At 73.1% G+C, this 19,775-nt stretch carries 14 protein-coding genes and 1 tRNA gene; 10 read left to right on the forward strand and 5 right to left on the reverse strand.

Annotation, left to right across the window (positions count from 1 at the left end; all coding sequences use genetic code 11):
* Positions 1–92: 92 nt before the first annotated feature.
* Positions 93–1,262: a DUF2637 domain-containing protein gene (locus tag ACFV61_RS07630; RefSeq protein WP_380490585.1), complete on the reverse strand. Its 1,170-nt coding sequence runs from the start codon at positions 1,260–1,262 to the stop codon at positions 93–95.
* Between the two features lie 373 nt (positions 1,263–1,635).
* Between ACFV61_RS07630 and ACFV61_RS07635 the strand changes: the two genes are divergently transcribed.
* Positions 1,636–2,382 carry a hypothetical protein gene (locus tag ACFV61_RS07635; protein WP_063347436.1) on the forward strand — a complete coding sequence of 249 codons (747 nt, stop codon included), beginning with the start codon at positions 1,636–1,638 and terminating at the stop codon, positions 2,380–2,382.
* 89 nt (positions 2,383–2,471) lie between these two features.
* Here the strand turns inward: ACFV61_RS07635 and ACFV61_RS07640 are convergent, their stop codons facing one another.
* Positions 2,472–3,653 (reverse strand): TerD family protein, encoded by a 1,182-nt coding sequence (locus ACFV61_RS07640; RefSeq protein WP_380490587.1) that lies wholly within the window; start codon positions 3,651–3,653, stop codon positions 2,472–2,474.
* Between the two features lie 373 nt (positions 3,654–4,026).
* On the opposite strand from ACFV61_RS07640, the gene ACFV61_RS07645 reads away from it, so the two are divergent.
* The 3 genes from ACFV61_RS07645 to ACFV61_RS07655 all read left to right on the forward strand — a co-directional run bounded on the left by ACFV61_RS07645 (position 4,027) and on the right by ACFV61_RS07655 (position 8,728).
* Positions 4,027–5,223, forward strand: a complete 1,197-nt coding sequence (locus tag ACFV61_RS07645; RefSeq protein WP_380490589.1) for an HpcH/HpaI aldolase/citrate lyase family protein — start codon at positions 4,027–4,029, stop codon at positions 5,221–5,223.
* Positions 5,224–5,378: 155 nt separating this feature from the next.
* Positions 5,379–7,853, forward strand: a complete 2,475-nt coding sequence (locus ACFV61_RS07650; protein WP_380490591.1) for a phosphoribosyltransferase — start codon at positions 5,379–5,381, stop codon at positions 7,851–7,853.
* Positions 7,853–8,728, forward strand: coding sequence for an HAD family hydrolase (locus ACFV61_RS07655; RefSeq protein WP_380490593.1), 876 nt, complete (start codon positions 7,853–7,855; stop codon positions 8,726–8,728). Before ACFV61_RS07650 ends, ACFV61_RS07655 begins: the two co-directional genes overlap by 1 nt.
* 16 nt (positions 8,729–8,744) lie before the next feature.
* Here ACFV61_RS07655 and ACFV61_RS07660 read toward each other — a convergent pair whose 3' ends face one another.
* Entirely contained in the window at positions 8,745–8,975 is a 231-nt protein-coding gene (locus ACFV61_RS07660; RefSeq protein WP_063347431.1) for a zinc ribbon domain-containing protein, read from the reverse strand.
* Between the two features lie 70 nt (positions 8,976–9,045).
* The gene (locus ACFV61_RS07665) at positions 9,046–10,407 is read right to left on the reverse strand and encodes a hypothetical protein (protein WP_380426004.1); all 1,362 of its coding nucleotides are present in this window, start codon (positions 10,405–10,407) and stop codon (positions 9,046–9,048) included.
* Between the two features lie 168 nt (positions 10,408–10,575).
* Between ACFV61_RS07665 and ACFV61_RS07670 the strand changes: the two genes are divergently transcribed.
* From ACFV61_RS07670 to ACFV61_RS07685, 4 genes are all read left to right on the forward strand, one after another.
* A tRNA-Val gene (locus ACFV61_RS07670) sits at positions 10,576–10,647 on the forward strand.
* A 340-nt stretch (positions 10,648–10,987) separates the two neighbouring features.
* The gene (locus tag ACFV61_RS07675; RefSeq protein ID WP_380490595.1) at positions 10,988–12,373 is read left to right on the forward strand and encodes a Dyp-type peroxidase; all 1,386 of its coding nucleotides are present in this window, start codon (positions 10,988–10,990) and stop codon (positions 12,371–12,373) included.
* 225 nt (positions 12,374–12,598) lie between these two features.
* On the forward strand, positions 12,599–13,156 hold the full coding sequence (locus ACFV61_RS07680) for a hypothetical protein (protein WP_380490597.1): 558 nt from the start codon (positions 12,599–12,601) through the stop codon (positions 13,154–13,156).
* Between the two features lie 121 nt (positions 13,157–13,277).
* On the forward strand, positions 13,278–15,800 hold the full coding sequence (locus tag ACFV61_RS07685) for an ATP-dependent Clp protease ATP-binding subunit (protein WP_380490619.1): 2,523 nt from the start codon (positions 13,278–13,280) through the stop codon (positions 15,798–15,800).
* 54 nt (positions 15,801–15,854) lie between these two features.
* Here the strand turns inward: ACFV61_RS07685 and ACFV61_RS07690 are convergent, their stop codons facing one another.
* Complete coding sequence (locus ACFV61_RS07690; RefSeq protein ID WP_063347425.1) at positions 15,855–16,730, reverse strand: metallophosphoesterase; 876 nt, start codon at positions 16,728–16,730, stop codon at positions 15,855–15,857.
* 225 nt (positions 16,731–16,955) lie between these two features.
* On the opposite strand from ACFV61_RS07690, the gene ACFV61_RS07695 reads away from it, so the two are divergent.
* Together ACFV61_RS07695 and ACFV61_RS07700 are read left to right on the forward strand one after the other, a co-directional pair.
* Entirely contained in the window at positions 16,956–17,870 is a 915-nt protein-coding gene (locus tag ACFV61_RS07695; protein WP_063347424.1) for a serine protease, read from the forward strand.
* 229 nt (positions 17,871–18,099) lie between these two features.
* A complete protein-coding gene (locus ACFV61_RS07700; protein ID WP_380480121.1) occupies positions 18,100–19,590 on the forward strand; it encodes a S28 family serine protease in 1,491 nt (496 codons plus the stop codon).
* Positions 19,591–19,775 lie beyond the last annotated feature (185 nt).

The following is a 19,775-nucleotide window of genomic DNA, read 5'->3' on the forward strand; positions in this document are numbered from 1 at the left end:
GTCAACTTCACCGGGCTTGCCCCCGGCGGCTACCACAACCCGCCCCCCCGCGTTACGCGGGGGGGGCCGTTTCCGCGTCGCGGTGGGCCCGCTCAGCCGAGCTGCTGCTCGATTGCGCGCAGCTTGCGCTCCAGCGAGTCCAGCTTGGGCATCGACAGGGTGTCGTCGTCGGCCGTCAGGTCGATGGCCGAGCTGCGGTAGGACGAGCCCGAGGCCGATCCGACGGACGAGGACGAGGAGTAGGACGACGAGTAGGACGAGGACGAGGAGGACGCCGAGGAGGACGGCGCGTACGACGAGCCGACGGCGGCACGCGGGCGGCGGCTGGCGTCCAGCGCGGCCGGCTCCAGCGGGCCCGAGGCGGCCTGGTACGAGGAGGCGGTGTCCGACTCGGCGGCTAGGGCAGGCTCCGTAGCGGTCTGGCCGTCGCCGGCAGCCGTCAGCGCGGGCACCTGGCGGCCGCCGCGGGCCCGGGCGAGCATGCCGCCCTGGCGGGAGATGGCCTTCAGCTCGGCCCGCTCGCGGCGGTCGGCCGTGCGGGCCCGCACCTTGGCGTCCAGCTTGGCCTGGCGCTCCTCGCGCACCTCCTCGACCGCCTCGTCCAGGCTGCGGACGTTCTCCAGCAGCATCAGCGACCAGGCCGCGTAGGTCTCGCGCGGGGCGCGCAGCCAGCGGACGATCCGGATCTGCGGCAGCGGGCGCGGCACGAGCCCCTGCTCGCGCAGCGCGGCCTTGCGGGTCTGCTTCAGCGCGCGGTCGAACAGGATCGCCGCCGAGATCGACATGCCGGAGAAGAACTGCGGGGCGCCGTCGTGCGTCACACCGCGCGGCGCGTGCACCCAGTTGAACCAGGCCGAGGCGATCGCGAACACCCAGACCAGCAGGCGGGAGCCGAGCGCGGCGTCACCGTGGCTGGCCTCGCGCACGGCGAGCACCGAGCAGAACATCGCGGCGCCGTCGAGGCCGAACGGGACGAGGTACTCCCAGCCGCCGGACAGCCCCAGGTTCTCCTTGCCGAAGCCCACCAGGCCGTGGAAGGACAGCGCGGCCGCGACACCGGCGCAGCAGAACAGCAGCGTGTAGGAGGAGATGCCGTAGATCATCTCCTTGCGCCGCCGACGCTCCTCGCTGCGCTCCCAGGAGTCGCCGGCCTCTTCCTTCTTCGTGTTCTTGAAACGCAGCGTCGCCAGCAGGACGGCGACGAACAGCAGGGCTGCGCCGCCGACGACGGTCCAGACCAGCTGTATGGAGGTCAGGTTCATTGCGGGTCGGGCCTCGGGTTTCCGCAGGGGACGGGTTCACAGAGCGACACAGGCGGTCAGCTCCCGGTACTCGGGGAGCGCCTGACGATTCGTTCGTCGCCGCACGGCGTACCCGCCGCACCCGCGCAGGGGCGGACGGGACACCTGTGCGGCTAGACGATATCGCGTCCGAAGGGGCGGCATGTTACGGGAGGGGGGCTTCCTCCCGCCAATCGACCCGCCGACCGCTCCACTCGTCGACCCGGCGGTGAGCGCCGGGGGGCCCGACGGGGTAGGGGAGGGGGAGGTTTGGGTATCCGAGGGCCGGGCTGATGCCCGATCATGGAGCGGCGGACCGTCAGATCGCCTGACGGGAGCAGGGGGAGAGGGCGGGATGGTCTCGATCTGGGAGTACCTGCGCGGGGAGCGGAACTACACCTTCGACAACCCGGGCGGTCAGCACAAGGTCATACTCACCAAGTCGACCCCGCAGCACGCGATCACCGGGGCCGCGGCCACCACCGGCTACCTCTACGTCAACCTGCACTGGACCACCCGCTCCGGGGCCGTCCGGCCCAGTGCCCGGGAACGCGCCAAGCGCCTCTTCAGCCCCCGCATCCTGCGCCCGCTGGAGCCGGACTCGGTGCAGAACGAGCAGGTCAACGTCGACCTCGACCTGGCGTGCATGTACGAACTGTCCGACGGGAGCAGCGGCGTGGTGCAGCCGCTCGGCGGCTACTTCGGCGACCTCCGGCAACCGCCGTACATCAAGCTCAGCGGCGACGACCAGTACGGGGCGCCGTCCGGCGAGACGATGTACGTCAACCTGGAGAAGAAGGACAAGTTCAAACGGCTGCTGATCTTCGTCTACATCTACGACGGCACGCCGGCCTTCGAGCAGTCCCACGCGGTGGTGACGATCGTGCCGCAGACCGGGCCACGGATCGAGATCAAGCTGGACGAACGGGCCCGGGCGGCGCGCTCGTGCGCGGTGGTGCTGATCGAGAACGCGGGGGACAACCAGCTGACGGTGCGCCGTGAGGTGCGGTACGTCAACGGGTTCCAGGCGGACATCGACCGGCTGTACGGGTTCGGGCTGCAGTGGCAGCGCGGGTACAAGAGCCAGGGCGGCTCCGACTAGACCCTGTCCGGCCCGGCCCGGCCCTGTCCGGCCTCGGCCCTGTTCGGTCCGGTCGGAGCCGGGCGGCGGTCATGCCCTGCGCAGGCCGATCAGCGGGGCTGGAACTGCGGGCCCTGCGGCGGCAGGGCGAACTCCTCGCCGGTGGGCGGCTGGGCCGGTGCCTGGGCCGGTGGTTGCGCGGGGGCCTGGGCCGGCGGCTGCTGGCCGGTGCCGGCGTGCGGGTAGCCGTAGCTGCCGGGGTGCTGCTGCGGGGCGGGCTGCTGCTGGTGCGGGTAGCCGTAGCCGGTGCCCTGCTGCTGCGGGTACGGCTGGGGGGTGGGCTGCGGGTACCCGTAGCCGGTACCGGGCTGCTGCTGCGGATAGCCGTAGCCGGTGCCGGGCGGCTGCTGGGGCTGCGGCTGGTGCGGGTAGCCGTACCCGGTGCCGGGCTGGTGGGTCGGGGGTGCGGGCGGGGCTGACGCAGTGGCCGGGGGACCGGCGGGCGGCGCGGTCGGCGGGGGCGGCACCGCGCCGGGGGCGGCCGCGGCGGGCTGCTGCTGGGGCCGGCCCTGGGGGGTGGCCGACGGCTGCGGGACGGCCGGGGCCAGGGTGAAGGTGCCGGGCTCGGGCGGGGCGGTCGGGCGCGGGGCGGGCAGCGGGGTGCTGCGGGGGTCGACGGCGGCGGTGGGGGTGACGGTGGGGGTGGCCGTCGAGGCCGCCGCCGGGGCCGCGGCGGCCTCCGCCTCGTCGTCGACGGTGATGCCGAAGTCGGTGGCCAGGCCGATCAGGCCGGAGGTGTAGCCCTGGCCGATCGCCCGGAACTTCCCGGCGCCGGAGCGCCGGTACAGCTCGCCCGCGACCAGGGCGGTGACGTTCTCGCCGTCGGAGATCGCGAACTCGGCGAGTGCGGGCGCGCCGTCCCCGGCCGTGGCGTCGAAGAGCAGCAGGCGCAGCCCGGGCACCGTGCGGAAGGAGCCGCCCTCGGAGGAGCCGGCCAGCACCACCCGGTCGACGTCGGCGGGCAGCTTGGCGAGTTCGACCTCGATCGTGTCGATGATCTCGGCGCCGCCGGAGGTCTGCTGCTTGGGCAGGTGGCGCACCAGGCCGGAGGGGTGCCGCGGCTGGTTGTAGAAGACGAAGTCGGCATCCGAACGGACCTTGCCGGTGGCGCCGAGCAGCAGCGCGGACGCGTCCACGTCCGGCGCACCGGGCGTGGCGCTCCAGCGCAGCACGGCGCGGACCGCCGCAGCCGGCAGTGCGATGTTGGCGCCCTTGGCCATCACGTGCGTCATAGCCGACCATCCTGCCCGTTCGCCACCCCTTCGGACAACGTGACCGGGACCGTCGGAACCGGGTCGGACTTTGCCAAGACTTGCGCTTGCCGGGGGTTTGCCGGTGCTCGACCGGTGATCGGTGATCTGGACGGCGATGTTCCGGGAGTTCAGTGCCGAGGAACCGGGGACGGCCGGAATCCGTCCGTACGATGGGCGGTCCAAGGGCCCGCCGGGGTCGGGCGGAGGGGGGCCCGCCGGCGTCCGGCCGGGAACCACGGAGCCCCGTGGACCGGTTAACCATGGTGTCGCACCGCTGGATCGCGGTGTCGTCCCGCGCCGCCGCACGCCCCGGCAACGGACCGGCGGCCGTCAAACCTCTGAGGAGAGCACCTTGCGCCATTTCGGCCACCTCGCCGACGACGTACGCGGTCGCCTCTTCCTCGAACCGCCCCGGCCGTTCACCGCGCGGAGCGAGGCCGCGGTGCTGGCCACCGCCCTCGGCGGCACCCTCTACAGCCCCGCCACCCGGCCCGCGCTGGCCGCCGACATCCGCAAACAGGCTGCTCGGGGCGTGGTGTCGATGGTGCTCTGCCTGGAGGACGCGATCGCCGACCACGAGGTGGACGCGGGGGAGCGGAACCTGATCGAGCAGTTGAATGACCTGGTCAGGGATTTCACCGACTGCACACAAAGCCACCCCCTGCTCTTCATCAGAGTTCGAGCCGCCTCCCAGATCCTCGACCTGGCCGAGCGGCTCGGGCCGGCCGTCGAGCTGCTGAGCGGGTTCGTCCTGCCGAAGTTCACCACGCAGACCGGCAGCGCGTACCTGGCCGCCCTGGCCGCCGCCGAGGCCGCCACCGGGCGCCGGCTGTTCGCCATGCCCGTCCTGGAGTCACCCGAACTCGCCCACCTGGAGACCAGGCGCCAGCAGCTCTTCGGCATCGCCGACCTGCTCGCCGGGCACCGGGAGCGGGTGCTCGCCGTCCGCCTCGGCGTGACCGACCTCTGCTCCGCGTACGGCCTGCGCCGCTCGCCCGACCTCACCGCGTACGACGTCGCCCTGGTCTCGGCGGTGATCGGCGATGTGGTCAACGTGCTCGGCCGGGCGGACGGCACCGGGTACACCGTCACCGGTCCGGTCTGGGAGTACTTCCCGGTCCAGGAGCGGATGTTCAAGCCGCAGCTGCGCCGCACGCCGTTCGCCGAGGCCCCCGGGACGGCCCGGGCCTCCGGCGAGGAGGTCCGCCGGCGGATCATCGAGCACGACCTGGACGGGCTGATCCGGGAGGTCGAGCTCGACCGGGCCAACGGCCTGCTCGGCAAGACCTGCATCCACCCCAGCCACGTCCCCGCCGTGCACGCCCTCTCCGTGGTCACGCACGAGGAGTACTGCGACGCCCGGGACATCCTCCGGCAGGAGCAGGACGGCGGCGGGGTCCTGCGCTCGGCGTACACCAACAAGATGAACGAGGCCCGGCCGCACCGGGCCTGGGCGGAGCGGGTGCTGCTGCGGGCGGAGGTGTTCGGGGTGGCCCGGGAGGACGTGAGCTTCGCGGAACTGCTCGCGGCCTGCCTGTGCGGGGAGTGAGGGGGCTGAGGGGGCTGTCCGCAGCCGGCCTGAACGGCCCGACCGATCCGACCTATCCGACTGATCCGAAGACCGCACCACCGCACCATGCGAAGACCGCACCACCGCGCCATGCGAAGACCGCACCACCGCACCATGCGAAGGCAGGACCAGCAGTGACAGCACAGCAGACGTGGACCGGTCGTTGGGTCGCCGACCGGGCCGGCATCGCCCTGACCGGATCGGACCGCCTCCCCGAACTCGTGGGCCTGGCCCTGCGTTCCCAGAACCCGAAGCGCGCCCACCTGCTGGTCTCCACCGTGCTCGGCAAGCACGTCCCGCAGCGGCCCGCGGTCGTCCACGGCGTCGGGCTCGAACTCGGCCGGCAGGTCCGCGAGTTGCTCGGCGACGAGGCCGCCGCGCGGGCCGTCGTCCTCGGCTACGCGGAGACGGCCACCGGCCTCGGCCACAGCGTCGCCGACGGCCTCGACGCCCCGTACCTGCACTCCACCCGCCGCCCGGTGCCCGGGGTGCCCCCGCTCGGCGGCTTCGAGGAGGAGCACTCGCACGCCACCTCGCACCTGCTGCTCCCCGCCGATCCCGAACTCCTCACCAGTGACGGCCCGTTGGTGCTGGTCGACGACGAGTTCTCGACCGGCACCACGGTCCTCAACACCATCCGTGAACTGCACGCCCGCCACCCCCGCGACCACTACGTCGTCGTCGCCCTGGTCGACCTGCGCTCCACCGCCGACCGCCGCCGGCTCGCCGACACCGCCGCCGAACTCGGCGTCCGGCTCGACCTGGTGGCCACCGCCAGCGGCGCCGTCCAGCTGCCCGCCGACGTCCTGGACCGCGCCGAGCGGCTGATAGCCGAGGCCGCCCCCGCCCCCGCCGCACCCCCCGGAACGCCCGCACCGCTCGCCCGGGTCGACCTGGACTGGCCCGCCGGGCTCCCCGACGGCGGCCGGCACGGGGTCACCGCCCGCGACCGCGCCCGACTGGACGCCGCCCTGCCCCGCCTGGCCGGACAGCTGGCCGACGCACTGCCCGCCACGGCGCGGCGCGTGCTGGTCCTCGGCTTCGAGGAGCTGATGTACGCCCCGCTGCGGCTGGCCGGCGCACTCGCCGACCGGCTGGGCGGCGACCGCGTCCGCTACTCCACCACCACCCGCTCGCCCGTCCTCGCCGTGGACGACCCCGGCTACGCCATCCGCACCCGCCTCGCCTTCCCCGCCCACGACGACCCGCAGGACGACGCGTCGCGCGAGCGCTACGCCTACAACGTCGCCCCCGGCAGCGACCCGGCCCGCCGCTTCGACGCGGTCGTGCTGGTGGTCGACGACGTCGCCGACACCCCCGCCCTGCGCGAGGGCGAGCGCGCCCTGCTCGGCCAGCTGCGGCAGGTCACCGACCAGGTGGTGCTCGCGGTGCTGCCCTCCCACCGGCCGGTCCGGCTGCCCTCCCGCCTGCCGTCCCACCAGCCGTCCCACGGGCCTTCCCGCCTGCCGTCCCCGTTGTACGGCCCGGCGTTCTCCTCCTACCGGCCCGACGAGGTGGCCTGGCTGCTCAAGGACCTCTCCGGCGTCCCGCTCGAAGCCCCCACCGAGGAGCGCGAGGAGGCCGTCCAGAACGGCGGCGCGCACTACGCCGAGTCGCTGCCGGTCGAGTACCAGCCCAGCCCCGAGTACCAGGAGCTGTTCCACCAGGCACTGCGCGCCTCCGCCCGCCGCATCGCGCTCGCCGCCGGCACCGTCGCCGAGACCCTGCTGCGCGAGCGCGGCCCCGGCCTGGTGCTCGCCTCGCTGGCCCGGGCCGGCACGCCCGTCGGCATCCTGATCCGCCGCTGGCTCGCCCACGCCCACGGCCTCGACACCCCGCACTACGCCGTCTCCATCGTCCGCGGCCGCGGCATCGACCCGGTCGCCCTGCGCTACCTGGCCGCCCACCACCGCGCCGGCGACGTCGTGTTCGTCGACGGCTGGACCGGCAAGGGCGCGATCACCCGCGAACTCGCCGAGGCCCTGGCCGGCACCGGCTTCGACCCGGACCTCGCCGTCCTCGCCGACCCCGGCCGCTGCGCGCGCACCTACGGCACCCGGGACGACTTCCTGATCCCCTCCGCCTGCCTCAACTCCACCGTCTCCGGCCTGGTCTCGCGCACCGTACTGCGGCCCGGCCTGATCGGCCCGGACGACTTCCACGGCGCCAAGCACTACGCCGAACTGGCCGGCGCGGACGTCTCCGCCGCCTTCCTCGACACCGTGGCCGACCACTTCGAGGCCGTCCGCCCGGAGGCCGTCGCCGCCGCCGACCGGCTGTCCACCGCCCCGGACCGCACGCCCGACTGGGCCGGCTGGGCCGCCGTCGAACGGATCAGCACCGAGTACGGCATCGACAGCGTCAACCTGGTCAAGCCCGGCGTCGGCGAGACCACCCGGGTGCTGCTGCGCCGCGTCCCCTGGCGGGTCCTCGCCCGGCGCGGCGCCGGCGCCGACCTCGACCACGTCCGGCTGCTCGCCGCCCAGCGCGGCGTTGAGGTCGAGGAGGTGGACGGCCTGCCGTACTCCTGCGTCGGCCTCATCCACCCCCGCTACAGTCGGGGAGCGACCGGGGCCTCCGGTAGGACCGTTGTGGTGAAGGAGTCCTGATGAACGCCGATGTCCTCGTCGCCAGCGACCTCGACCGGACGCTCGTCTACTCCAACCGGGCCCTCGCCCTGGACGTCCCCGACCGGCTCGCGCCCCGGCTGCTCTCCGTCGAGGTGCACGACGGCAAGGCGCTCTCGTTCATGACCGAACAGGCCGCCGCGCTGCTCGTCGAACTCGTCCGGCAGGCCTGGTTCGTCCCCGCCACCACCCGCACCCTCGCCCAGTACGAGCGGATCAACCTGCCCGGCCCGACGCCCGGTTGGGTCCCCGCGTACGCGATCTGCGGCAACGGCGGGCACCTGCTCGTCGACGGCGTGCCCGACCAGGACTGGCACACCGAGATCACCGCGCGGCTCGCCTCCGGCGCTGCCCCGCTGGAGGAGGTCGTCCGGCAGCTCGCCCTGAGCGCCGACCCGGAGTGGACGCACAAGCGCCGCGTCGCCGACGGGCTGTTCGCCTACCTCGTCGTCGAGCGCGCCGCACTGCCCGGCGGCTGGCTCGACGAGCTGACCGGCTGGTGCGCCGAACGCGGCTGGACGGTCTCGCTCCAGGGCCGCAAGGTCTACGCCGTCCCCGCGCCGCTCAGCAAGAGCGCCGCCCTCGCCGAAGCCGTCCGGCGCACCGGCGCGACCACCGTGCTCGCGGCCGGCGACTCACTGCTCGACGCCGACCTGCTGCTCGCCGCCGACGCCGCCTGGCGGCCCGGGCACGGCGAACTCGCCGACGGCGGCTGGACCGCCCCCGGCGTCACCGCCCTCGACGAGGTGGGGGTGGCGGCGGGGGAGGAGATCGTCCGACGCTTCCTCGCCCGGGTGGCCGCCGCGTCCGGCGTGCCCGTCGTGCCCGGCGTGCCCGGCGCGCCCGTCGCTTCCTGAGCGGAAGCGGCAGCGGTCAGCCGCAGCAGCCGCCGCCGCAACAGCCCCCTCCGCCACCACCGTTGCCGGAGGGGGCCTGGCGCGGGGCGCCGCCCGAAGCGGAGCCGGTGACGGCGACGGCGGACAGCAGCTTCACGGTGTCCTCGTGGCCCTGCGGGCAGACGGCGGGGGCGCCGGCCTGCGCCATCGGGCGGCGGAGTTCGAAGGTGGCGCCGCAGGAGCGGCAGCGGAAGTCGTAGCGTGGCATACCGGCAGGGTACCCAGGCGGAGCCCTGCCGACGTCCTGTCGGTGCCCTGTTGGCGTCCTACTGGGGGTGCTACCGGTGCCCGCCCAGATCGCCGCGGATCAGCCCGATCACCTGCGCCGCCGTCTCCCGCACGCCCGCCAGCTCGGTCAGGAAGTGCCAGTAGTCGGGGTGCCGGCCGGCCGCCTCCAGGGTGGCCACGGCCCGGTCCAGCCGGGCCACCGCCTCGTCCAGCGGGGCGGCGTGCCGCGGGTCCGGCGCGCTGCGGCCCGCCATCGCCAGCCGCTGCGCGTCGCGCAGGGCGAAGCGGGCCCGCTCCACCTCCCGGTGCGGGTCGTGCTGCACCTCGTTCAGCTGCCGCAGCCGCTCGTTCACCGCGACCACCGACCCGTCCGCGGTGTCCAGCAGCGCGCGCACCGTACCGATCGCGCCCGTCGCGTCCGCCCAGCGCTGCTCGTCCCGGGCCCGGGCGGCCTCGGCGAGCTTGCGCTCCGCCGCCCGCCCGGTCTCCGCGACCTGCTCCGACACCCGCTGGAGGTCCTGCCAGCAGGCCGAGCTGAACCGGCGGCGCAGTTCGCTCAGCGCCGGCTCGACCGTCTCCGCCTTGGTCTCCAGCGCCTGGATCCGGGTCCGCAGGCTCGCCACCCGCCGGTCGATCTCCCGTGCCCGCTCCGGCAGTTGACCGGCGTCGGCCGCGATCGCCTCGGCGCGCTGCCGCACGTCGTCCGCGCGCCGCAGCGTCGGCGCCACCCCGTGCCGGGCCGGCCCCTCGTTCAGCAGCCCGAGCTCCGGCGCCAGTTCGGCCAGCCGGGCCGCCAGGTCGTCCGCCCGCAGCCCGGCACCGCGCACCGCGTCCAGCGCGTTGCTCGCCTGGAGCAGCGCGCGCTTCGCCTGCTCCACCGCCGGGGTGACCCGCATCAGCTGCTGCTCGGCGCGCTGGAGGGCCGGCTGCAGCCGCTGGAGGAAGTCGTTCAGCTCCGCCCGGGCCGAGCCGAGCTGCCCCTTCACGTCCTCCAACTGGCGCCGGGCCCGCGCCGCGGCGCCGGCGTCCAGCGCCTCGTCGTCCAGGTTGTACGCGTCCAGCGCGCCCAGGTAGTTCACGGTGACCTGGTCCACCCGGCCGGTGATCCCCGCCAGGTCCGCCAGCGCCCGGCGGGCCGTCGCCTCGTCCTCGGCCGCCCGGACGGTCTCCACCGCCAACTGCACCTCGCGCTGCGTCGAGTCCAGCTCGTAGAACGCCTCCTGCGCGGCGTCCCGGGCCGCCTTGGCGTCCGCCCGCACACCCTCCCCGCCGCGCCGACCCCACCAGCCGCCCGTCCCGGCCGAGGCCAGCCCCAGCGCACCCAGCGCACCCGCCAGCACCACCGGCACCACCAGTGCGTCGGCCAGCGCACTCCCCGCCCGACGCCACCCCCGCCCGCTCCCGCCGGCCACCGTCACTGCGCGCTCCCTGCTCCGACCCGCTGATCCACCCCCATTCTTCCCGATCACCCCACCCCACCGGCACCCCCACCCGTCCCACCCCCCGACCACCCGCACCACAGCACCCCCCGGGACCAGGTACCCTAGGCAGTCGTCGTGCCCCCACTGGGCCACGACAGGGGGCGCGTAGCTCAGTGGTAGAGCGCTGCTCTTACAAAGCAGATGTCGGCGGTTCGAAACCGTCCGCGCCCACAGCAAGGGGTGTGGGTCCGTGAGGGCCCGCGCCGAGATCGAAGAACATCGAGAACACATCACGCCGCAGCTCCTGCGGCTGGAGCCTCCAGGGCGGCCGACTCGGCAGCGAGTTCGGCCGTTTTTCTGTTCGGCCGACTCCCGGGCCTTCGGGGGCCGATGGCCGGAATCCTTCCCGTGGCTGTGATCCGCCTGGTGGTTCCGGCGTGAGATCGCCGGCTCGACACGCTGTGTGAACTCCCACTGTGGGCGATGTCCGCATTGCACAGTGTGCGCAGGTTTGTGACTGTGCTGAGGAGGCCGCCATGCCCCTGACCCTCCGACCGTTCGCCCCGCGCGGGTGAGTGGGCCCACCGCCGGTGCGGTGCCGACGTTGGAGCTGGAGGACATCCAGGGCACCGTGCTGCGGCGTCGTCCGGACGTCTATCACGGTGTCTACCTGCTCTACCGGATCGACGACCCGGCCGCGGCGAAGCGGTCGCTGCGCGAGGTCCTGCCGGAGGTCACCAGCGCGGCGGACTGGGAGCGGCCCCGCCCGTTCACCCTCAATGTCGCCTTCACGTACCGGGGGCTGGCCCGGTTGGGCGTGCCGCCGGATTCGCTGGCCTCGTTCTCCCCGGAGTTCCGGGCCGGCATGGCCGCCCGGAAGGAGGTGCTGGGAGACCTCGGTGCCAGCGACCCCGGTAACTGGCCCCCGCCGCTGGGCGGCCCCGACGTGCACATCGGGGTGGTGATCATCGCGACGGCCCCCGAGGGGCTCCACGAGCCGGTGGCGGCGGCCGGACGGTTGGCCGGGGTGAGCCTGGTCTACCGGCTCGATGTCGGTTCGCCGGTCACCGGGCGCGAGCACTTCGGGTTCCGGGACGGCATCTCCAGCCCGTACCTGCTCGGCAGCGCCGAGCGGCCGCTGCCCGGCCAGGACGCCGTCCAGCCCGGCGAGTTCCTCTTCGGCTACCCGGACGAGTCCGGGGCGGCGCCGGCGGGGCCCGCGCCGGACGTGCTCGGCCGCAACGGCTGCTACCTGGCCTTCCGTCAGATGCGTGCGGACGTGGCCGCGTTCCGCAGGTACCTGCGGGACCAAGCCCGCTCGCCCGAGGACGAGGAACTGCTCGCAGCCAAGATCGTCGGCCGCTGGCGCAGCGGTGCGCCGCTGGCGTTGGCGCCGGAGCACGACGATCCGGACCTGGGCGCCGATCCGACGCGCAACAACGACTTCCGCTACCACGACGACCCGCGGGGCCTGCTCGTCCCGCGCGGCGCGCACATCCGGCGGGCCAACCCGAGGGACGGCCTGGCCGACACCGTGGTCGAGACCGGCATCCACCGGGTGCTGCGGCGCGGCGCGGCGTACGGCCCGCTGCTGCCGGCCGGGGCCTTGGAGGACGACGGCGTGGAGCGCGGGATCATCTTCATCTTCATGGGCGCCAGCCTGTCCCGGCAGTTCGAGTTCGTGCAGCAGGTGTGGCTCAACGACGGCGACTTCGCCGGCCTCGGCCCCGAGCAGGACCCGCTGGTCGGCAACAGCGGCGGCGCCGGTGTGCACACCATCCCGGCCCGCCCGGTCCGGCGCCGGCTCACCGGGTTGCCCCGGTTCGTGACCGTGCGCGGCGGCGAGTACTGCTTCCTGCCCGGCCTCGCCGCGATCGCCTGGCTCACCGCACTGCCGGACCCGGCCGGCGGCCCGTCCGCCGCGCCGCACTCATCGACATCGGAGGACGACAGGTGACCCCGCCCGAGAAGGACTTCACCCCCGTGCGGCACTCACCCGATCTCGTACCACCGGAGCCGGACTTCGACCGGCACCTCCAGCAGTCCAGACCGTCCGCAAGGAGGTGTACCGGCGCTCGTCGGTGCTGCGCCACGAGCTGAACGGCCGGCGCCGCGCCGAGCCGGCCTCGGCCGCCGACGTGCTTCCCGACCCGTCCTGACGCTTCGCCCGAGAGGAATCCAGATGTACGACTTCGACCCGTCGACCTACCAGCCGATCTCACCGGACGTGTCGGTCGAGGAGATCGCCAAGGCCTTCCAGAGCCCCCGTCAGCAGACCGAGGGCGTCGGCCTGCGGGCGGTGAACCGGTCGGAGTTCACCCTGATCGCACCGGTCATCCAGCCGACCGGGCCCGCCGTCTTCCTGGAGCGCGCCGAGAAGGCCTGCATCGAGGCGCCCTACTGGGAGAACCGCCTCGGGACGGTCCACGACCTGCGGGTCGCGCTCGTCAACGACGGTCATCAGGTGCTGTTCTGCGCGACCTACAGCGACGAGTTCAAGCCCTACGTCATCGACGTCATCCGCTTCGCCACCCCGTGGATCGACCACATGTTCAACGACGTGGCGGCCGGCTACCCGGGCCTGGCCTCCGACCAGGCGGTCGACTACATCGCGAAGTACCAGGTGCAGGCCAACGTCTGGTACGGCGGGCCGAACCCGGAGGCCACCCCCAGGGACATCGGCAAGGCCATCGCGGTGGCCGCCGCGTTCGACGACCTGCTGGACGCCGCCCAGAGCTGACCGCGTGCGTCGACAGGCGCGCCGGCGCCCGTGCGGGAGGGGCCGGGGTTCGGGAGGCGGGGTGGGGTGGGCTGTGTTTGGGTGGCTGCACACCGCTTGGGAGAGGTGATCCTCCGTGACCATGCCCCCGTTCGGATCGAGTGATCCGTTCTCCGATCTGCTCAGCCGCTTCTTCGGGATGAGTCCGATGGCCTCCCCGCCCGCCGTGCAGCGGGTGCCGATCGGGCGGTTGCTGAGCGAGTCCTCGCAGGAGTTGCTGGGGTTGGCCGCGCACCGGGCCGGCGAGGACGGGATCAGTGATCTCGACACCGGGCACCTGGCCTGGGCGGCCACCCGGGTGGAGCCGTCGCGCCGGATGCTGGAGCGGGCGGGGATCGACCCGGACCAGCTGGCCGGTGACCTGGAGCGGTCGCTGCCGTCCGGGGATCCGGCGGCGGTGGACGGGCAGCCCGCGCTGACGCCGTCGGCCAAGCGCGCGCTGCTGGCGGCGCACGCCCGTTCGCAGGCGGCCGGGGCCTCGTACATCGGGCCGGAGCACATCCTCGGCGCGCTGCTGGACCAGGAGCGGTCCGGGGCGGGGACGGCGCTGCGCAACGCGGCGCCCTCGCAGGAGGCATTGAAGACGGTGCTGGAGGGGCGCGGTGTCGGCGGGGAGCGCAGCAGCACGGGCGCGCACCCGAGCGAGACGCCGACGCTGGACGAGTACGGGCTGGACCTCACCGAGGCGGCGCGCTCGGGCCGGCTGGACCCGGTGGTCGGGCGGGCCGAGGAGATCGAGCAGACCGTCGAGATCCTGTCCCGCCGGACCAAGAACAACCCGGTGCTGATCGGCGAGCCGGGCGTCGGCAAGACCGCGATCGTGGAGGGGCTGGCGCAGCGGATCGTCTCCGGGGACGTGCCGCAGAGCCTGCGGGACAAGCGGGTCGTCACGCTCGACCTGACCGCCCTGGTGGCCGGCTCCAAGTACCGGGGCGAGTTCGAGGAGCGGCTGAAGAAGGTGATCGACGAGGTCACGGCGGCCGAGAAGAGCGTGATCCTGTTCCTGGACGAGCTGCACACCGTGGTCGGCGCGGGTTCCGGCGGCGAGGGTTCGATGGACGCCGGCAACATCCTCAAGCCGGCGCTGGCGCGCGGTGAACTGAGCGTGGTCGGCGCGACGACGCTGGACGAGTACCGCAAGCACGTGGAGAAGGACGCCGCGCTGGAGCGCCGCTTCCAGCCGGTGCTGGTGCCCGAGCCGAGCGTCGAGGAGACGGTCGAGATCCTGCGGGGGCTGCGGGACGCGTACGAGGCGCACCACCAGGTGCGGTTCACCGACGAGGCGCTGGACGCGGCGGCGACGCTGTCCGACCGGTACGTCAGCGACCGCTTCCTGCCGGACAAGGCGATCGACCTGTTGGACCAGGCCGGTGCCCGGGTGCGGTTGCGCAGCCTGAGCGGCTCGACCGAGGCGACCGGGGTGCAGGACCGGATCACCAAGCTGAAGCGGGAGTTGGACGAGGCCGTCGCGGACGAGGAGTTCGTGCGGGCGGCCAACCTGAAGGCCGAGCTGCGGCAGACCGAGGACGAGTTGGCGGCCGTCGCCGAGTCCCGCGAGGAGGTCGTCGACGTGACCGCCGACGACATCGCGCAGGTGCTGTCGTCCCGGACCGGCATCCCGGTCGCGGAGTTGAACGCGACCGAGCGGGAGCGGCTGCTCAAGCTGGAGGAGCACCTGCACGAGAAGGTGATCGGCCAGGACGAGGCGGTCACCGCGGTCGCCCAGGCGGTGCGCCGCGGCCGGGCCGGGATGGGCGACCCGGACCGGCCGACCGGCTCCTTCCTCTTCCTCGGGCCGACCGGCGTGGGCAAGACCGAGCTGGCGAAGGCGCTGGCGGCGCTGCTGTTCGGCGACCCGGACCGGATGATCCGCTTCGACATGAGCGAGTTCCAGGAGAAGCACACCGTCTCCCGGCTGGTCGGCTCCCCGCCCGGGTACGTCGGCTACGACGAGGCCGGGCAGCTGACCGAGGCCGTCCGCCGCAAGCCGTACAGCGTGCTGCTCTTCGACGAGGTGGAGAAGGCACACCCGGACGTCTTCAACCTGCTGCTCCAGGTGCTGGACGACGGGCGGCTGACCGACGCCCAGGGGCGGACGGTCGACTTCCGCAACACCGTGGTGATCATGACCAGCAACATCGGCTCGCAGCGCATCCTCGACCACGCCGGGAACGTGGACGAGATCCGTGGCGACCTGATGCGCGACCTGCACCAGCAGTTCCGGCCGGAGTTCCTGAACCGGATCGACGAGGTGATCGTCTTCCACGCGCTCACCCGGAAGGACCTGCTGTCGGTGGTCGGTCTGCTGCTGGAGCGCAGCCGGCGTCGGCTCAAGGCGCAGGACGTGCAGTTGGAGGTCACCGAGGCGGCCAAGGAGTGGCTGGTCAACCGCGGGTACCAGCCGGAGTTCGGGGCCCGGCCGCTGCGTCGGACGATCCAGTCGGAGCTGGACAACCGGGTGTCCAACCTGCTGCTGGACGGCACGGTGCGGGAGGGCGACACGCTGATCGCGGAGGTGAGCGACGGCGACCTGGTGGTCACGCTCGCCCGGCCGGAGGCGTCGGCGACCTTCGAGGAGGCGCAGGAGAAGGCGGGGGAGGCCTGATCCGTCGGAGATCTGCCCCGCCGCCGGACGGTCCGGCGGCGGGGCAGCGCGTACCTACGCCTGCGGGAAGACCTCGCGCAGCAGCGGCTCCGGCAGCCCGCGCTTGCGCCACTCGCGCGGGTAGCCGAGCGAGACCTCCTCGAACGGGACGCCGTCGTAGCTGGTCTTGCGGGGGATGTGCAGATGGCCGTAGATCATCGCCGCGGTGTTGAAGCGGCGGTGCCAGTCCGCGGTCAGTTCGGTGCCGCACCACTGGGCGAACTCGGGGTACCAGAGGATCTCGGTGGGGTGGCGGACCAACGGGTAGTGGTTGACCAGGACGAGCGGTACGTCCGGGTCGCAGGCCGCCAGCCGCTGCTCGGTCAGCCGGACGCGCTCGCGGCACCAGGAGTCGCGGTCCGGGAACGGGTCCGGGTGGAGCATCCGCTCGTCCGCGCAGACGATGCCGCTCTCGTAGGCGGCCGCCAGGGACTCCTCCTTGGTGGTCGTGCCCGGCGCGCGGAAGGAGTAGTCGTACAGGAGGAAGAGCGGGGCGATGCGGACCGGTCCGCCGGCGCCCTGCCAGAGCGGGTACGGGTCCTCGGGGGTGAGCACGCCGAGGTTCCGGCAGAGGTCGACCAGGTGGTCGTAGCGGGCCACGCCGCGCAGCTGCACCGGGTCCTCGGGGTGGGTCCACAGCTCGTGGTTGCCGGGGGCCCACACCACGCGGGCGAAGCGTTCGGCGAGCAGTCCGAGCGCCCACTCGACGCTGGTGGTGAGTTCGGCGACGTCTCCGGCGACGAGCAGCCAGTCGTCGGGGGTGGTGGGCCGGATCTTCTCCACCAGGTCCCGGTTCTCCTGGTAGGAGATGTGCAGGTCGCTCACGGCGAGCAACCGCCCGCCCGCCCCCGTGGGCTCCGACGGCGCGTCGCTGCGGTACTCGGTAGTCACTCCTGCCCCCTGTGGTCACCCGTCCGATGTCGCCACAGTACGTGGCGGACGGGGGCCGTGGGGCGGGTTGACGCGATCGGCCGTGCGAAGGGAGGGGCCGGCGGACCGCCGCCACCGCGCGAACGAGCCATTGCGGCCGAAGTGCTTTCTTGGTGTCGTCTTGACTCTTGACAGTGAGTCATGTCCGCGACAGCTTTGGTGCACCCCCACACCGAGAGGTCTCTCATGAAGAAGCCGCTCATAGGCATGCTCGCCACCGTCCTGGTCGCCGGAGCAACCGCCCTCGCCGGCGCCCTCCCGGCCCAGGCCGCCACCGCGGAGGCCCCCGCCGCCGTGTCGGTAGCGGCCCAGGACGGCCAGTCCCTGAGCGCCCAGGCCCAGGTCACCGACACCAAGGCGGCCCCCCGCGCCGTCAACTTCGCCGGGACGGTGGCCCTCAACAACTGTTCCGGTTCGCTGGTCCGGATGCCAGGCTCGGCCGCGAGCGACCCGGCCCTCGTCCTGTCCAACGGCCACTGCCTGGAGTCCGGCATGCCCGGCCCCGGCGAGGTGATCCTCAACCAGCCCTCCAGCCGGACCTTCACCCTCCTCAGCTCCAGCGGCAGCGGGCTCGGCACCCTGCGCGCGACCAAGGTGGTCTACGGCGCCATGACCGACACCGACGTGTCGATCTACCAGCTGAACACCAGCTACGCCTCGATCCAGTCCCGGTACGGGATCGCCCCGTTGACCATCTCCGCCGCCCACCCCACGCAGGGCACCTCGATCAAGGTCGTCTCGGGCTACTGGAAGAAGATCTACTCCTGCTCGATCGACGGCTTCGCCTACCAGTTGAACGAGGCGGACTGGACCTTCAAGGACTCGGTCCGCTACACCTCCGGCTGCAACGTGATCGGCGGCACCTCCGGCTCGCCGGTGGTGGACGCGAACACCGGGCAGGTGGTCGCGGTCAACAACACGATCAACGAGAGCGGCGAGTCCTGCACCCTCGACAACCCGTGTGAGGTCGACGAGAACGGCTCGGTGACGGTGCACCAGGGCATCGGCTACGCCCAGGAGACCTACGGCATCCCGGCCTGCTTCGCCGCCGGCAACCGGTTCGACCTCACCCTGCCCGGCTGCACCCTGGTCCGGCCCTGACCTGACCGCCGCGACGGCCTCGACCTGAACCGTGGCCGCCATCCCGCGCCCGGCCGCCACGTCGTGACGGAACCGGGGCGACCCCGCTGACCAGCACCGATCCCCGATGGGCCACCCGCGAACGGCGGGTGGCCCATTCGGCCGTCCACCAGACGGCCGGCGCACCACCCCCGCCGCACTGTCGTCCCGACAGAGCGGCAGTCATATCCGTGTGACCAATGGAGAGTTGATGACCACCACGCTGCGAAGGCTGCTGGTTTCCGTCCTGCTGATACCGCTGCTCGCGCTCGGCGGCCTGGCGACCCCGGCGCTGGCCGCCGGTGCCCAGGGCGCCGGTACCGCCGAGGCCGCCCACGGCCGGAGCCCCGCCGACGACCCGAATGCCGACATCAAGGACCGCCTGGCGGCGATCCCCGGGGTGACGATCACCGAGGAGAAGCCGACCACCACCGGCCACCGCTACTTCCTGCTCACCTACACCCAGCCGATCGACCACTTCCGCCCCTGGCTGGGCACCTTCCAGCAGCGCTTCAGCGTGCTGCACCGGGGCTACGACCGCCCGACCGTCTTCTACACCAACGGCTACACGCTGGGCACCAACCCGTCGCGCACCGAGCCGACCCGGCTGGTGGACGGCAACCAGGTGTCCATCGAGTACCGGTACTTCACCCCGTCGCGCCCCGAGCCGGCGGACTGGTCCAAGGCCGGCATCCGCCAGCAGGCCGCCGACTCGCACCGGCTGGTGACCGCGCTCAAGCGGATCTACCAGCAGGAGTGGCTCTCCACCGGCGCCAGCAAGGGCGGCATGTCCTCCACCTACTTCCGCCGCTTCTACCCGGACGACGTCGCGGGCACGATCGCGTACGTGGCGCCGAACAACACCGACGTCAACGACTACGCGGCCTACACCAACTTCTTCCGCACCGTCGGCACCCCCGAGTGCCGGGCCGCGCTGAACGCCGCCCAGCGCGAGCTGCTGGTGCGCCGCGACCGCCTGGAGACCCGCTACGTGGCCGACAACAAGGCCGCCGGCTCGACCTTCAACACCCTCGGCACGCCGGACCGGGCGTACGAGGCGGGCGTGCTCGACGTGGTCTGGGCGTTCTGGCAGTACAGCACCGAGGCGGACTGCGCCAAGGTCCCGGCCGCGGCCACCGCGACCGACGACGCGCTGTACGCGTGGTTCGACTCGCAGTCCGGCATCACCGGCAACAGCGACCAGTCGCTGGCGAAGTACACCGCGTACTACTACCAGGCCGCGACCGAGCTGGGTGCGCCGTTCTTCGACGTCTCGCACCTCAAGGGCGTGCTGCACTACGACTACAAGGAGCTGTACTCGGCCCGGTCGTACGTGCCGAAGGACATCCCGATCTCCTTCAACCCGAACACGATGCGGGACATCGACCGCTGGGTGAAGCACGACGCCGAGCGGATCATCTACGTCTACGGCGGCAACGACCCGTGGGGCGCCAAGCCGTTCAAGCTCGGCCGGGGCAGTGACGACAGCTACGTCTACACCGTGCCGGGCGGCAACCACGGCTCCAACATCGGCCAGCTGCCGGCCGCGCAGTCGGCGGAGGCGACCGCCAAGGTGCTGGAGTGGGCCGGCCTGGGCGACCAGGACGCCGCCCGCTCGCTCGGCAAGAAGCAGCAGATCCCGCCGTTCGGCCCGCTCGACGAGGAGGGCCTGAAGCTGGAGTCGCAGCGCCACCCGCTGTAAAGCGCCACCCGCTGTAACCGGCAGGCCGTAGCGCTGTGTGACGCCTTGGGAGGAGGGGGGGCCCCCGGCCGGGGGGGCGCCCGCCCCCCCCGGCCGGGGGGGGGCCCCCCCGGCCGGGGCGCGCCGCGCCCTGATAAACTAAATAGATTCGAAGAAAATAGTTTAATATCAACCCCCACCCCCCC

The sequence above is a fragment of the Kitasatospora sp. NPDC059817 genome (assembly GCF_042731835.1).
Lineage (GTDB): Bacteria > Actinomycetota > Actinomycetes > Streptomycetales > Streptomycetaceae > Kitasatospora.

What these genes read in the sequence shown, in the direction of transcription:
- ACFV61_RS07630 (WP_380490585.1), bottom strand. Translation starts at nt 1,262, where the DNA reads ATGAACCTGACCTCCATACAGCTGGTCTGGACCGTCGTCGGCGGCGCA.
- ACFV61_RS07635 (WP_063347436.1), top strand. Translation starts at nt 1,636, where the DNA reads ATGGTCTCGATCTGGGAGTACCTGCGCGGGGAGCGGAACTACACCTTC.
- ACFV61_RS07640 (WP_380490587.1), bottom strand. Translation starts at nt 3,653, where the DNA reads ATGACGCACGTGATGGCCAAGGGCGCCAACATCGCACTGCCGGCTGCG.
- ACFV61_RS07655 (WP_380490593.1), top strand. Translation starts at nt 7,853, where the DNA reads ATGAACGCCGATGTCCTCGTCGCCAGCGACCTCGACCGGACGCTCGTC.
- ACFV61_RS07660 (WP_063347431.1), bottom strand. Translation starts at nt 8,975, where the DNA reads ATGCCACGCTACGACTTCCGCTGCCGCTCCTGCGGCGCCACCTTCGAA.
- ACFV61_RS07680 (WP_380490597.1), top strand. Translation starts at nt 12,599, where the DNA reads ATGTACGACTTCGACCCGTCGACCTACCAGCCGATCTCACCGGACGTG.
- ACFV61_RS07685 (WP_380490619.1), top strand. Translation starts at nt 13,278, where the DNA reads ATGCCCCCGTTCGGATCGAGTGATCCGTTCTCCGATCTGCTCAGCCGC.
- ACFV61_RS07695 (WP_063347424.1), top strand. Translation starts at nt 16,956, where the DNA reads ATGAAGAAGCCGCTCATAGGCATGCTCGCCACCGTCCTGGTCGCCGGA.
- ACFV61_RS07700 (WP_380480121.1), top strand. Translation starts at nt 18,100, where the DNA reads ATGACCACCACGCTGCGAAGGCTGCTGGTTTCCGTCCTGCTGATACCG.